At 61.1% G+C, this 14175-nt stretch carries 13 protein-coding genes and 1 pseudogene; 6 read left to right on the plus strand and 8 right to left on the minus strand.

Annotated features, from left to right (window positions below):
- Window positions 1-343 precede the first annotated feature (343 nt).
- Window positions 344-1450 (minus strand): transglycosylase SLT domain-containing protein, encoded by a 1107-nt coding sequence (locus ACRQ5Q_RS27475; RefSeq protein ID WP_439392999.1) that lies wholly within the window; start codon window positions 1448-1450, stop codon window positions 344-346.
- A gap of 440 nt (window positions 1451-1890) precedes the next feature.
- Window positions 1891-2277, minus strand: a pseudogene (locus ACRQ5Q_RS27480) (transposase); the annotation flags it as partial.
- A gap of 29 nt (window positions 2278-2306) precedes the next feature.
- Here ACRQ5Q_RS27480 and ACRQ5Q_RS27485 point away from each other — a divergent pair.
- Complete coding sequence (locus tag ACRQ5Q_RS27485) at window positions 2307-2699, plus strand: hypothetical protein (RefSeq protein ID WP_439393001.1); 393 nt, start codon at window positions 2307-2309, stop codon at window positions 2697-2699.
- A 577-nt stretch (window positions 2700-3276) separates the two neighbouring features.
- Window positions 3277-3429: a hypothetical protein gene (locus tag ACRQ5Q_RS27490; protein WP_439393002.1), complete on the plus strand. Its 153-nt coding sequence runs from the start codon at window positions 3277-3279 to the stop codon at window positions 3427-3429.
- 433 nt (window positions 3430-3862) lie between these two features.
- On the opposite strand, the gene ACRQ5Q_RS27495 is transcribed toward ACRQ5Q_RS27490, so the two are convergent.
- The 4 genes from ACRQ5Q_RS27495 to ACRQ5Q_RS27510 all read right to left on the minus strand — a co-directional run bounded on the left by ACRQ5Q_RS27495 (window position 3863) and on the right by ACRQ5Q_RS27510 (window position 6437).
- The gene (locus ACRQ5Q_RS27495) at window positions 3863-4378 is read right to left on the minus strand and encodes a DUF1269 domain-containing protein (protein ID WP_439393004.1); all 516 of its coding nucleotides are present in this window, start codon (window positions 4376-4378) and stop codon (window positions 3863-3865) included.
- 241 nt (window positions 4379-4619) lie between these two features.
- Window positions 4620-5513, minus strand: coding sequence for a KPN_02809 family neutral zinc metallopeptidase (gene ypfJ, locus ACRQ5Q_RS27500; protein ID WP_439393006.1), 894 nt, complete (start codon window positions 5511-5513; stop codon window positions 4620-4622).
- Window positions 5514-5544: 31 nt separating this feature from the next.
- The gene (locus ACRQ5Q_RS27505; protein ID WP_439393008.1) at window positions 5545-6030 is read right to left on the minus strand and encodes a hypothetical protein; all 486 of its coding nucleotides are present in this window, start codon (window positions 6028-6030) and stop codon (window positions 5545-5547) included.
- A 206-nt stretch (window positions 6031-6236) separates the two neighbouring features.
- Window positions 6237-6437, minus strand: coding sequence for a hypothetical protein (locus ACRQ5Q_RS27510; protein WP_439393010.1), 201 nt, complete (start codon window positions 6435-6437; stop codon window positions 6237-6239).
- Between the two features lie 307 nt (window positions 6438-6744).
- Between ACRQ5Q_RS27510 and ACRQ5Q_RS27515 the strand changes: the two genes are divergently transcribed.
- A complete protein-coding gene (locus tag ACRQ5Q_RS27515; protein ID WP_439393012.1) occupies window positions 6745-7158 on the plus strand; it encodes a hypothetical protein in 414 nt (137 codons plus the stop codon).
- Window positions 7159-7522: 364 nt separating this feature from the next.
- Here the strand turns inward: ACRQ5Q_RS27515 and istB are convergent, their stop codons facing one another.
- The gene (istB, locus tag ACRQ5Q_RS27520; protein ID WP_439392912.1) at window positions 7523-8266 is read right to left on the minus strand and encodes an IS21-like element helper ATPase IstB; all 744 of its coding nucleotides are present in this window, start codon (window positions 8264-8266) and stop codon (window positions 7523-7525) included.
- A 15-nt stretch (window positions 8267-8281) separates the two neighbouring features.
- Complete coding sequence (istA, locus tag ACRQ5Q_RS27525; protein ID WP_439392910.1) at window positions 8282-9820, minus strand: IS21 family transposase; 1539 nt, start codon at window positions 9818-9820, stop codon at window positions 8282-8284.
- A 1017-nt stretch (window positions 9821-10837) separates the two neighbouring features.
- On the opposite strand from istA, the gene ACRQ5Q_RS27530 reads away from it, so the two are divergent.
- The 3 genes from ACRQ5Q_RS27530 (at window position 10838) to ACRQ5Q_RS27540 (ending at window position 14069) form a co-directional block, all read left to right on the plus strand.
- Window positions 10838-11131: a DUF718 domain-containing protein gene (locus ACRQ5Q_RS27530; RefSeq protein ID WP_439393013.1), complete on the plus strand. Its 294-nt coding sequence runs from the start codon at window positions 10838-10840 to the stop codon at window positions 11129-11131.
- A 1002-nt stretch (window positions 11132-12133) separates the two neighbouring features.
- The gene (locus tag ACRQ5Q_RS27535) at window positions 12134-12955 is read left to right on the plus strand and encodes a YqaJ viral recombinase family protein (RefSeq protein ID WP_439393015.1); all 822 of its coding nucleotides are present in this window, start codon (window positions 12134-12136) and stop codon (window positions 12953-12955) included.
- On the plus strand, window positions 12939-14069 hold the full coding sequence (locus ACRQ5Q_RS27540) for an ERF family protein (RefSeq protein ID WP_439393017.1): 1131 nt from the start codon (window positions 12939-12941) through the stop codon (window positions 14067-14069). The genes ACRQ5Q_RS27535 and ACRQ5Q_RS27540 overlap by 17 nt, the downstream gene beginning before the upstream one ends.
- Window positions 14070-14175 lie beyond the last annotated feature (106 nt).

Raw genomic sequence — 14175 nt, forward strand, 5'->3', positions numbered from 1 at the left:
CAGGTCGCATTCTGCCTGCGTCAGTGCAGCGCCGCTTCAACGCACGGCGGGCCGCTCGTGGGCTAGGGGCAATGTCCCGCTTCGGGTCAACCTTTGCCGCGTGCCGAACAGCAGCCCCGGGCCAAAAGCCGGCGAGATTGCTTGTGAATAATCTAGGAGGCCGGGCCTCGGAGCGGCACTGTTCGAGGTGCTTGGATCAACGCCGGCCGCCGGAGCCGAACAACCACCCAGTCTTTACGTGGAACGCAAACCTGCCCGGCGCCGAAAAGTAGATTGCCGACTGGCCTTCTCGATGAAACGAATGTGGGCCAGGACGTGTGCGTGGGGGCGGTCGCAAGCTGTTCTATTTTGAGCGTTCGGCCGCCGCAGTTAGCACCGGGTAGCGGGCATAGAGCGTGTCGACGCGGTCCCGCCACATCGCCACGAACGCGCCCGAGGTGAGGCTATCGACCGACTTCCATTCGCGTTTGACCGCCGGCAGCGTGTTGCCCCAGATGGCGCGCTTGCACCATCGCTCGCCTTTTTCCGAGCCCTCCCGGGTTGCGCACATCGACTTCCAGGCAATCCGCTGCGGATGGCTGATGTGTTGTGCGGCTCCTTCCCAACCCTGCTGGTGGATCAGGTAGAGATCGGAAAAGGTCGGCTTCTTGTGCGTCATTATTTCGAATAACGCGGCCTCGCTGAGGAACTTGTAGGCGGCACCCATGGCGTTGTCGCGAGGATTGAGGATGTCGCCCGATCCGTATCTGCTGAACTCAAACTTGCTAAGCTGGAAGAGACCGATATAGGAGCCGGTGCGTTGCTTGGGATTGAAATCGGATTCGATTTTGGCGACCGCCTTCATGAAATTGACATCGACATCGAACGCTTCGGCGGCACGTTCGATCTCCTGGACGGGCGTTCCAAGCGGAACGCCGCTCAACGCCGACAAGGCGATCTTGGCGGGTTTCTCCGGCGGCGGAATCTCCGAGTAGACGTAGTACTTCAGAAAGGACGGCTTGCCTTCGCCCGGATTGAGCGAAGCCGCCGGCGGACGGTCCTGCTGTGGCCTTGTGTCCTTTTCTGGCAGCGCCGCCTCGAGGCTGGCGACTTGCAACATTGGCCCTTGCGAACTGGCCACATCGGACGGCAGCACCGAGTCCGGCGCGGCGGCGCTGAAGCCCGCCGCAACGATCGCATTAGCCGATAATCCTGTATCGAATTTCGCCTCGATGACCGGGGTAGGAAACGCCGCGCTGGCATTTGTCAGGACCATCGTCACATTCAGCGGGATGCCGCTGAATGCATCAGCAACTCTCGCGTTCGGCGTTGCGATGCTCGGGCGCGATACCGCGACCTGACCAATGGCGGCAAGCGAAGTCGCCGTCAGCGCGCCAGCAATACAGCCTGCTTGCCAAATCTTCAACGTCGCCAGCCGCGCGGCCGCGGCCTCCCATTCAAATCTAGCCACAGATCCCCGTGTTCAACCGGGAGCCCCAATCCCGCAGCGACTTAACCTTTTGGATTTGCCACAACGAAGGCGTGAGGATGGACGGCTCGAAGTTCTCACGGGCTGTTGCCGCCAAGACACATTAGACAGGGAAGCTGACTAATCGTTTGCTTGTGTGCGAACGCCATGTCAATTGAGCTGCAAGCCGCAGCGCTGTACCACAGTACCGATCATCGCGACGGCGCGCTCCGCTGTATCGGCGGCGTCCTGAGAGTCTGCTCTGGGTCTTGGCCGCATGAAAACGTTTCAATGCGGGGTGGCGCTTTGAACAGCCCCATGAGGCCCGGATTGGCGCCGAAATGGCATAATGAGGCCCCGGAAACCGGCTCAATGGCTTGCCCGAGCCGAGCCGCTGTGATTGACGATGAGGTGGGTGGCACGCACGCGACAGCGATCTTGGCTCAGGCCTGAATCGCCGCGATCAGCGCACCAGCACCCATGATGTTCATCACGCGCGTGAGATTGTAGGCGAGCACGGGGAGCGCCATCTCAGTGGCGACCTTCGGCAAGCGCTTCGTCAGGAAGTGCGTCGCGCCCATGCGCATCTTCAGTGTGCCGAACGGGTGCACGACTGTCTCGCGACGGCGGCGCATCGCCTGAGGATCAGCGTCGAGCCGCTTCTGGACATTCTCCACGACGTGCTCATGCTCCCAACGAGAGATGACGCGGTTTTTGCCCGTGGTGCAGCGCGCCTTCAGTAGGCAACTCCCACAGGCTTTCGTGACGTAGCGCCGAATGGTGCGTTCGCCATCCACTGTTGTGAGCCAATATGCCAGCAACTCGCCAGCGGATCCGGCCAATGCCATCGTTGAGAGCAATGAGCAACGCTTCGAACGTCGTGCCGGTCATCCTAGGTACGAATGGCGCCAACACGCTGACCGGCCTTTGGCAATGTCGTGATCTTCGGCTTCGACGACACGATACGATCACCGGCGGCGCCGGTAATGACATTTTGAGCGGCGGCGCGAGCGCCAATCATTTCCGCTTCACGTCGAAATCCGATGGTGTCGACACTATTCTCGATTTCACGGCTGGGTTGGATGTCCTCGATTTCTCGCGTTCGTCCTTTGGCAATCGCCTTGCCATTGGCGGCAACACCGGAACGCTCGCACCGAGACGCTTTGCCGCCGATCCGACTGGCACCGCCACGGGGGCAACCGCGCAATTCGTCTACAATACTAGCGAGGGAACGTTGTGGTTCGACTGCTGAGGAACCTCGGCGGCCGGCGCATCTCACCCAAGCGACCCGTGACCCTTGGCCATTCTTTGTTCGCGCGGGGCTTGTCTATACTCCTTCAAGCCCGACACGGCTAGAGTGGGACTTGAGGTGACGGGGGATCCGGCCTATTGTACTGCGTTGCTTTTGGACCGTCGCCGATTGAGGTGGTTCAGATGAAGATGCTCTTCACATCTCTGGTCGCCGTTTCGCTCCTCGGATCTGCGATGACGGCTCAGGCGGACACGATTTACCCGACGAAGCGATGCCGTGTGTACGAAGACACTTCGTTCATTCAAATTCCCGGCCAGTGCGGAACCATTCTGCCGTATTATCCCCGAAGGCTATTTGTCCGTTCCTGGAGCAGACGGTCCGCTGTTGAGCGGTGGTATTGAGCATTGGCGACTGACAGACGACGTGAAGATCCGGCCGCCGCGGCTTCAGTCCCACGCTCATACCCCTGGCTTCAGTCACCGGGTGGTCACCAGCGGTGACCGGGCGGACAAGCGACCTGAGGGGCAATATCCTTGACACCGAAAAACCGCCACCGGCCGGGAATACCCTTGGGGACATGAGAACCTCGATCACTCTCGATCCGGCAATCAGGTCCTTCACGGTGCTGGAGAGAAGAATCTCGCGGGGCAGCGCGGGCGGCTACGCGCGCACCTATGTGCACAGCGACCCCGGTGACGTGGTCGCCTTCGATTATGCACTCGTAGTGTGAATACCGCAACGGATCGCCAATCCCGGATTGCCAACCACATCCCTTAGATCGCCGGCTCATTCGATCGCACCCGCTGGCCCCTCAAAGGTTGCGAAGATGCCATCGCCCGCAGTGTTCACTACTCGGCCGCCGAGACGCGCGACTTCCCTCCGAACTTGCTGATGATGGGGTTAGACTAGGTCCGAGTCCCCATCGCTGTGACGCGTTGGGTTGACTGGACAATATCGATGAAAAGGAGGGTCGCGAGAACACGGTCCCCTCTTACAACAGCGACGCGGGAGATCTCTTTGTTTGCTGCAGCTCTGTGCAGATCAATCAGGGCAAAACCAGGCCGACGCCGAAGCGCGCCGGCCTCATGCCGAAGCCAGTCCCAGCGCTTGACGGCGCCCGTATCGTGCTCGGCGCGCGCGTTGGGGCGCTCGCGCGCAGCCATTCACGCTGGGGGAGCGGGAGGCGCGGCCGCCTGAGCGCCGGCCAGGGCTGCTTGCAGCGCGGCCTCCTTGGTGTGATCGAGCGATGTTTTCAGTACGGTGCCGCCTTCACCTCTGAGACCTTCGAGCACTTTATCCGCGGTCACTTTGCGCACCAGCACGAACAAGGCCGCGGTGCCAGGCTGGATGGCGGCCGCGGTTTCCTTCATCCATTTGTCATCAATGCCGACGTCGGTCAGATATCCGCCAAGAGTGCCGGACGCCGCACCAAGCGCGGCGCCGAGAAGCGGCGATAGGAAGATCAGTCCGATCAGACTGCCCCAAAACGCGCCAGATACCGCCCCGGCTGCCGTCGTATTGAGGAGTTGATTCAGCTTCACCGCGCCTTGAGCGTCTTTCACAGCAATCACCGCATCTCCGATCTCGATCAGGTACTCCTTCTGCATGGAGAGAAGTTTCTGCCGAACCTCTTCCGCCTTCGCCTCTGTCGGGAAAGCAATGACGACAAGTTCACTCATCCGATCGCTCCAATGTTAATTCGAATACCTCGAGGGCACGCAGTCAGCCAGGGGGAGAGGTTTGCGCGGTGACTTCATCTTACAATTGCTTGAGGTGCTCGTCCAAGTCATGGCCGTTCAACATATTGAGCGTGGCCTTGTCACCAGAGATACTGAGCACATCGTATGGCTCAAGTGAACCGTTGGTCGTCACAGTGCAAAGATCTGCTGGGCTGTAGCCTCCCTCGGCATAATACGTCACCTAAAGCCGCGAGGTCCGGAAGGTGTCACAGCTTCCGACTTCTCCAGACTTTAGACCAGCCATGAACCAGCGGGTGCGCTGCTCGGATGTGCCGTGCGTGAACGCGTCCGGCACGACGTAACCTTGCGACTGCCGCTGCAATCGATCATCGCCAATCGCCGAAGCGGTTTGCATCGCTGCCTCAACGTCGCCAGGCTCAATAAACTTCCACTTCTCTTCCGCGCGATTTGCCCAGATCCCGGCGAGGCAATCGGCCTGAAGTTCGACCCGGACCTGCAGGGCGTTGGACGCGGCTTTGTCCATCCCACGCTGCTGGTCCTGCACCCCGGACAAGACGCCGAGCTGGTTCTGAACGTGGTGCCCGATTTCATGGGCAATCACATAGGCCTGAGAAAACTGGCAGCTTTTGCTTCCTGCGTCGCAGCCTTTGAAACGCCGCTCCAGGTCCTGAAAGAAGCTGGTGTCAAGATACACCTTGTGATCGAGCGGGCAGTAGAATGGCCCCATCGAGGATTGTGCCGATCCACAGCCAGAGGTCGTTGCCCCCGAGAACATCACCAGCGTTGGCCGCTCGTACTGTTTGCCGGCTTGAGAGAAAATGGCGGTCCACTGCACTTCGGTGCTGCCGAGCACCGCAGAAACAAAGTGGCCCATTTCATCGGAAGGCGTGCCCGACTGGGCCGCACTGGTTTGCTGCTGGGCGCTATCGTTCCCCGATATTGTTTCCGCCCCTTGGATCAGCACGCGCGGATCAATGCCCAGAGCCCAACCGATCAGCCCGAGCACGACAATGGTGCCGATACCAAGCCCGCCGCCACCTCCGGGAAGGCCACGTAATCCCCCGCCGCGGCGGTCTTCAATGCGCTCGCTCTCGGGCAAGTCATCGATGCGCATCTTGGCCTCCCTCTTTCAACGACGGGGCGGGCTATCTCGCCATGACCCGCTTGATCAGCATCGTCGCAATTCCGGCGAGCACCGCTTTGGCCGCTGGGGAGGATAGAACCTCAATGATCGGGTTTGAACCTGATCCCTGCTGTTGGTCCTCAATGGCGTTGGCACCGAGCATGTCGCGCAGCTGGCCGGGCTTGCCGTGCAGATCGGTGATCACCTGGCCCAATTCCTTCGGCTCTGCAGGGACCTGTGTCGGCAAGGCAACCCCGCGAGCGGCGGCGCGTTCTTGCAGCATTTTCAGGATGTCCGCCCGTTCTTCCGGAGACAGTTTGCTCAAGGCCTCGTGTGCCGCCTGAGCGTATTGGTCGGCCGATGCGGCGTGTGCGACCTCCCCATATCGCGTCAGCACCTCCTGGTCCGAATACCCCTGTGAAGGATGGCCTTGTTCGTAGCGGTTGACGAAGTCGCTGTATTCCTTGAGGCGGCCCTCGCCGACCCCCAATTGATCCAATATTCCCATCCGCAAACTCCTTTGAGCAACTATGCGCTACAGAGATCGGACAGCGATGCTGTCGGGCGCGCAGCTCACATAGGCTGAGCTGGCGGCGGAGATAGACCTTGATCTTGATCAACGAAAATCGTGGCACTGCTAGCGTCACGGCGGCTAGCAGCTCTGTTCCGATCTTTTATCGGTGCCGTTAGATGTGGCGCCGCTGCAACATAGGGTCAGCGCGCGAGAGGCTGCTCATTTCGGCTGGAGTTCGCAGGCGTGTCCAAGAACTCCAACACGCTAATCGCGATCCGCTCTTCCGCGAGGCGCGTCTCCACGAACTGCCGCTCCTGATCGCTCAGCTGGGTCTTGAGCATGTTCTCATAGCGACGAATGTTGGTCTGGTGTACGCGCCAGCGCGAACTCAACGTGTTCATGACAGGAGCTACAATGTTCATGTAAGGGGCAACACGGCATCAAAGCAGACGAATGTTGCGCGCACAAGACAGGCCAAATTTAAGCGACCGCTTGCCTACCTCCGCCTCTGATCTGGCTTGCTCAGTCGTGCCTCCCGACCTGAATGGCGCGCCAGCCGCCCCGCTTAGTTTGGAGGCATGTGGTACAACGATAGGCACTTACCTGCATACCCTTGGCGTTTTCACGAAAATACGAACTGTGGGCCTCCCGCCGAAGATCTAGCCTCTGGAAGCTCATTCGGCATAGAATTTGATCAGGCTCGGGGGGATGCCGCTGGTGAGTTTTGCTTTGTCCATATTGAAGATATTGGACGGCCAACCCGACGGCCGCGCCAGCCTGGACACTGTCAAACAGTACCTTGCGATCTTCTACACCAGCGGGTCGGATTGGACATCTCGCATGAAGCGCCTCGCGGAGCGCGCGCCGGGTCTCGACATTTTCGGACAAAATCTGGTTGAGCGCGCCAACGGCGAATGGGTCATCACCGAAAAAGGCAAGAGTTTCCTTGCAGCCCTGGAAAGTATGAGCCGTGAGCTCGATCTCGTTAGGCCAGCGCAAGGAGTGGAGCAGCAAGCGCAGCCTGATGTGCCGCCAGTGATGCTGACGCCGCCCCGCAGGAGAAGCTCCCGTTACCGCCGCCGAAGACGCGATAAACAGGCGACGCTCACGCGGTCTGCGTAACACGCCTCTTGCTGCTCTCGGAGGATCAGGTCAGGACCGGCTGATAGCGCTGAAGTCTCATCAAGAGCCGGGCAATACGGGGCTGCCACGTTGAGGCTTGCGCATTCCAGGGATGGTGATCAGGTGTTCCAGGCGATGGTGATCACGGATTCCAGCGATCGTGATCAGATGCGGAGGCGAACACGACTGACGGGTTTATGTGTGCTGGAAATGGTCTCCTGGTCAAGGCTGGCGGGTTGGTTCGGAGATCGTTCCGGCGGTCCATGGGAGGGCCCCGTGCGCGGCGCGGAGTGCCCCCATGAGCGACGGAGCGACGCGCGCGGGAGGGGCCTGTGGGCCGGCGGGGCGATCGTGCGCGAGGTGCTCACGGTTTTTTCTTTTCGCCAGCCTGACGCCGTAGACTGTCGCCTTTGAGCTCGAGGCGGTGCGCATTGTGAATGATGCGGTCCAATATCGCATCGCCAAGGGTGGGATCGGCAATGACGTCGTGCCATTGCGACACGGGGACCTGACTTGTGATCAACAAGGATCCCTTGTCGTAGCGATCATCGACAATCTCGAGCAGATCGCGGCGCTGGTCGGCGGTGAGCGGTTCGGGTCCCCAGTCGTCAAGGATGAGGAGATTGACGCGCTCGAGCGCGGCGATCAGGCGCGCCAGACGGCCTTCGCCGCGCGCCTGGGCGAGATCGGCGAACAGGCGGGATGTTCGCTTGTAGAGGACGGAGAAGCCGTCGCGGCAGGCCTTGTTGCCGAGCGCACAGGCAAGCCAGGACTTGCCGGTGCCGGTTGGGCCGACGATGACCAGGTGGTTGGCCTCACGGATCCATTGGCAGGTGGCGAGGGTTTGGAAGAGCGAACGGTCAAGGCCGCGAGCGGTGCGATAGTCGACGTTCTCAATGGCGGCGGCTTGCCGGAGCTTGGCACTGGTCAAGCGGCGCGTGAGGCGGCGGTTGTCGCGGGCGGTGACCTCGCGATCGACGAGGAGGCCGAGCCAATCGGCGTGCGGCATCTCGGCCGCCTCGGGGTTGTTCTGCAGTTCAGTGAGGGTATCGGCCATGGCGGCGAGGCCGAGGGCGCGCAAGCGATCGACGGTGGGGTGAATAAGCATGCTGATCTCTCCTGATCAATTGTAGTAGCTGCGGCCACGGATGTTGGCGTGGAAGAGGATGGGCGCCTCCTCGGCGGGAGGCGCGGTTCTGTCGGTGCCGTTCTTGAGGATGGCGGCGACCGTTTTGTACGAGCGGGCGTTGAGCAGCAGGGCCCGGGCGCAGGCGGCGTCGACGCGTTCCTGGCCGTAGCGCTTGACCAGCCCGAGAATGCCGATCGCGGAGCGGAAGCCCTGTTCCGGATGCGGCCGCGACCGCAGGATGACGTCGATCAGGGTGTCGGCGTCGGGGCCGACCTTGGCGGCTTCGGAACGAATACGCTCATGGGTCCAGTCACGATAGCGGCGATGCGAACTCGGCATATGCTCGGCAATCGTGGTCGGGCGATGCGGCAAGGTGCTGCGCAGATGCGAGGCCACGCGCTTGCCACGGAGGAAGATCTCGACGGTCTTTTGGGTGATGCGAGCCTCGACCTCCTGATGCAAGAGGTTGTGAGGGACGCTGTAGTAATGCTTGGCGATCTCGACGTGATAATCGAGGTTGACCCGGCAGCGCTTCCACTCGGCATACTCGTACGGTTCATCCGGCAAGGGGGTGAGCGCCTGATGATCGAACTCTTCGAACAGATCGCGCCGACTTCGCCCCCAGCTCCGGAGAGGTCGATCGTTCAGCTCGACAAGGAGGCTGTGGATCGCCTCGTTGAGGGCGGCGAGCGAGAAGAAGCGGCGGTTGCGCAGACGCGCCAGAATCCATCGCCCGACGATTTGGACCCCGACCTCGACCTTGGCTTTGTCGCGCGGCCGATACGGCCGCGCCGGGACGATGGCGGTGCGGTAATGGCGGGCGAGATCGGCATAGGTCCGGTTGACCATCGGCTCGTGAAAGCAGGCCCGGGTGATGCCGGCCTTCAAATTGTCGCTCACCGTCTGCCGGGCCACACCGCCGAAAAAGGCAAAGGCCCGCACGTGCGAGGCGATCCAGTCCGGCAGGCTCTGGGTGAGGCTGGCCTCGGCGTAGGTGTAGTTCGAGGCGCCGAGCACGGCGACGAAGATCTGCGCGCTGCGCACCTCACCGGTGAGCCCGTCAACTACCTCCATGGTGTGGCCGGAATAGTCGACGAACAGCTTCTCGCCGGCGACATGGACCTGGCGCAGGGTCGGCTTGAGGCGGCCGGCCCATTCCTTATAGCGTTCGCAGAACCACGCATAGCTGAAGCTGTCGGAGTTTGCGTCGCAATACTCCTCCCACAACAGCATCAGCGTGACGTTCGGGCGCCGCAGCTCGCGATGCACGAGCGCCCAGTCCGGATGCGGACGCTCGTCGCTGGGCCGATCGGAAGGCGGCGGAAACAGGCGGTTCTCGAGCTGGACGTCGTCATCGAGCTCCGTTGGCAACGGCCAGGTCAGACCGGCGCGGCGGGCTCGGTTGACGTACTTACTGACCGTGCCCTGGGCCAGACCGAGGCTGCGGGCAACGGCGCGTTGCGACATGCCGACGCTGTAGTGCAGGCGTAGAACTTCGCGAATGTGGCGCATGGACAGTCTCTCTGTCGGCATCTCGATCCTCTGCGGTTGGGCAAAAGACCGAGCTACCCCGGTTGCAGACTGTCAGCGGTGGGCGCCTCCTGGTTGTCCCCGATCATGATCGCTGGAAATAGCGATCACGATCGGCTGGAAACGGTGATCACGATGCTCTGGAATGGGTGATCACGATGGCCTGGAATCGGTGATCACGATCGGCTGGAACGCGCAGAGGCTTGGGGCTATCAAAGCTCGTGCCGGCTCAGTGCCTAGGTTCCAGTATGCAAATTGAGCCCCATTGCGACGCGAAGTCACCAGGACCTGTTTCAGCAAGGGCCGTTCATCCCCATCGAAATCAGTTGCATGGAGTAAGCGCGCTAATATCAGTATGGCCCCAACTGCAACGCCTCGGCAGGCAAATTGAATTGTCGAACGGCAACGGCCAACGAGTTGGCAGCGCCGACAGGAGATGGCGGAGCATCAGCTCGAACACTTTAGCATCACAATTCGTTAGCCGCGCTGATCGTCGAGGAGTGCTGGATAACCAGGAACTTCACCGCAAGCTGTTCAGCCCGCAACGATCTTCTAACATCACGTAAGCTTGGTCACCTTGCCGGATTGTACCCCCCTTCTATCGGCGCTCCTGCTCAGAACGACGGTCTATGTAAACGACCGCGCCAAATGTGACCGCAAGAGCCACGATGCCCACGGCGACAGTAATCAGCAAGCCCGCGATCATAGCTTGAACAGTATGGCGAGGAGCGCCGGCACGGCAATTCACGAACCATCACGGATTACAACAGGACGGCTCAGGTGAGCCACCACCGCGAGCTGGACCGAAGACAACGAAGAAGAGTTGGTGGAAGCAGAAAGGCGTACAGCCCCTCGATCCAGCCCGCTCGTTATGCCTGTCAGCCATGTGTTCGCCTCAGCGCCCCTGACCGCCTGCAGCTGTCATCCTGCGGCACTGTTGCGATTGCGTTCCACGGATGCCGTCGCACATGATCGAACTCGGCCGAATAAGATGATCTTGTCACGAGCAAGGAGGAAGCAATGCAGGTCTATAACGTCGTCAAGTTCAAGATAAAGCCCGGCGAGGAAGCCGCATTCCTGAATGCGCACAGGGATGGCAAGGCAAAATGGCCCGGACTCGACGAGGGAGTGATCATCAAAACCGGCGAGCAAACCTTCTGTCTCATCGGCAAGTGGGCCAGTCAGGAGGCAATGGTCGCCGCTCGCCCCGCCATGATAAAGACACTCGATAGCTTCCGTGGCGTGCTTGAAGATCAAGGTGGTGGTCGCGGCGTAACGGATGCGGTCTCGGGCGTAGTGGTGCTCGAACTGTAGACCGAGGCGGACATAACGGGGCGGCTAGCTGACAGCGGAACGAGAAGTCACCCTACCCCACGCGACGGCTTTCTCCTCCTTTCAGGAAAACGGAGTAATTTAGCGCCGGTTTTCGAAGATGCATCGAGCGGGAGCCTTGATAACACTGTATTAATTGGGTTCGTTTTGCAGAGTTTGTCGCGCGCTCCCGATCTGCCGAGTTATGCTTCGGAGCGCCCGGTCGCGGCGGCCGATGGCTCGGGCTTCATAGCGGTCCAGCTGCAAGAGCTGGTCGAGCACACGCCGGGTGCCTTGGGCCATCCGCTCCGCCGGTTGGGTAGGCATGTCCTCGTCCGAATTGATCATCTTTGGCTGCCGTGGGCGCCGTCTTAGGTTCTTCAGCACCAAGTGGCGATACATGCGTTGGGTCCACTTCACCGCCGCCGCGGCGTGTGTGACACAGAATATTTGATCTGTGAGAAGAGAGAAGAGCGCGCCGCTATAATGTCGTACGTGGAGTAAGCACTGCGCGAGCAACTTTGCGATCGGGACGCTCGCTCCCCCACGGACCCGTCCGGCGTCGAGTCAGCTTGCGCGCAACAACCGCGCGCTGAGAAACTCCTCGCGGCAAACAAGCTTGGCAGCGCGTGCTTAAGACTCGAGCCCATCGTCTCTTGGTCGTCGCCGCGGTTCGCGTAGCCGCACGCCAGGTCCCCCGCCATTCTCGTCGATGAATTCAACACCACTCATCTCAAAACACCGCCGAACCACGGCAAGCGTGGCGCGCCTGGGCTGATTAAGACCCGCCTCTAGCTGCCGGACGGTAACGATGCCGACCTCGGCCCGGATGGCGAGGTCCTGCTGGCTCCAGTCCAGGAGCCCGCGGGCGGCGCGGCACTGCTCAGAGGTGATCATCGCGGCGAATCCATAGCAGATTCGACCGCTTCTATCGAAAAACGATTGATCCGACGTAAATAGCGTTAGTATCGTAAGTGTTTTAAAACGATATTTATGAGGTTTCAGATGGGTGAATTTAGGCTGGATCCCGCTCGGCGCGGCTTCATCGGCGGCTCGGATGCGCGGATCATCATGGGTGAGGACCAGGCGGCGCTGGTCCGGCTGTGGCAGCAGAGGCGCGGCGAGGTTGAACCAGAGGATCTGTCGGGCGACCTGGTTGTCCAGCTCGGGACCGTCACCGAAGGCCTGAACCGGCGTTGGTACGAGAAGAACACCGGGCAGCGTGTTGAGGACGTGCAGCGTCAGGTGCTTCATCCCGTGCACCGCTGGATGGCGGCGACCCTCGACGGACGGATCGAGGACGGCGCGGTGTTCGAGGCCAAGTTCATGCTGCCCTGGAACTTTTCCGAAGACGCCGCGGGAGAAAAGCATATGGCGCAGTTGCAGCACAACATGTGGGTCGTAACGGCCCGCAGCGCGGTGCTGTCGATCATCACCGGCGGCGGCAAATGGGTGAGCATCACCGTCGCAGCCGATCCACTCTACCAGCATCTGCTGCTGACAGCGGAGAAGAAGTTCTGGCGCTGTGTCGAAACCGGCGAGCCCCCTCACCTGTTCGGGATTGAGCCGCCGCGGCCGAAACTCGAGGCGGTCAAAACCGTCGACATGAGCGGCTCCAACGCCTGGGCCGAGTTCGCCAGCCTCTATCGCGTCACGCTGCCGGCAGCGAACCACCACAACCGCGCCAAGTCGGAGCTGAAGGCGCTGGTCCCGGGCGATGCCAAGGAGGCCGCAGGGCACGGTGTGCGCGCCCGACGTTCAAAATCCGGCGCCATCAGCTTTGAGCTCACCGACCATGACGAGCCGCCCCATGCAGCGCGCCAGTGAGACGACCGGCGCGATCGCCGCAGCCCTGGCCAAGGCTCAGGCCGAACTGGAGAACCCCGACAAGGAGCTGACGGCAACCCTGATCTCGCCATTTCCGCGCGAGGCGCCCCGCACCTTTCGCTATGCCTCGCTCGCGGCAGGACTGACAATCGTGAGGAAGTGCCTGTCCAAGCACGAGATCGCAACTGTGCAGGCAACCTTCGTTGAGTCCGAGACCGGGCTGATCCGGCTGACCACCACCCTGCTGCACAGCTCCGGCGAATGGATTGCGTCAGACTGGCCGGTGTGCCCGGTCAGCGAGACCGCAGCTCCGCACCGAATGGGAGCGGCTCTCACCTACGCGCGACGTTATGCCTTGTTCGCCCTGGTCGGGATTGCCGGCGAGGACGATTTGGATTCACCAGACGCCGTTATCCCCGGTCCTGAGCCGACAAATGCCGCGGGCGGAAAACCCCCGGCAAACCAGCCTACTCTCGAAGCCCTGTCGGTCTCTCGGACGAAGGGCAGTGGCACGAAGGCCTTCGCGCGAAAAGGTCAAGAAGATCGGGTATCCACACCATCCTTGAGTCCAGAAGCATCGAAGACCATTGCGGACCAGCTCTCGTCCGAAGCGAAAGCGCTGGAAACCGAGCAGCAGCTCAACCGATGGGCATTCCGGGTATGGCCACAGTTAAAAAGTCTTCACCTGAAGGATGCCGAGCGGATCCGCGAAAGTTTCGAGGCGCAGCTATCCATAATTCGATCACCCTCAGCCCAATCGATGCTTCCACATGACGCCAACAACACACCCGACCCAAATGTTGGCATTGAAAGCGCTCTCGGCATCCCCAAGCCCTTCCGCCGGCGCGATCGCCACCATCTGCGGTTTGTGGCGCAGCAGCCGTGCCTGGTCTGCGGCCGAACACCGAGCGACCCCCACCACTTGAGGTTTGCGCAGGCGCGCGGGCTGGGACAGAAGGTCAGTGACGAGTTTACGGTGCCTGTCTGCCGGGCGCATCACCGGGAACTGCATCGGGCCAGCAAAGAGATTGAATGGTGGGCACGACTCGGCATTGAGCCGACCATGATCGCTCATCAGCTGTGGACGGAAACTCACCCGCGTGCCCAGGGGTAATGGAATTCATCGATCCAGGTGCGCATTTCGAAACCCGCGTACTGGGTGTGAGCTTGTGGAAGGATCCGTCGAGCCCGCGCTCCCAGGATGGCAATCGGATCGTCCC

Source organism: Bradyrhizobium sp. PMVTL-01, from assembly GCF_051861855.1.
Taxonomy (GTDB): Bacteria; Pseudomonadota; Alphaproteobacteria; order Rhizobiales; family Xanthobacteraceae; genus Bradyrhizobium.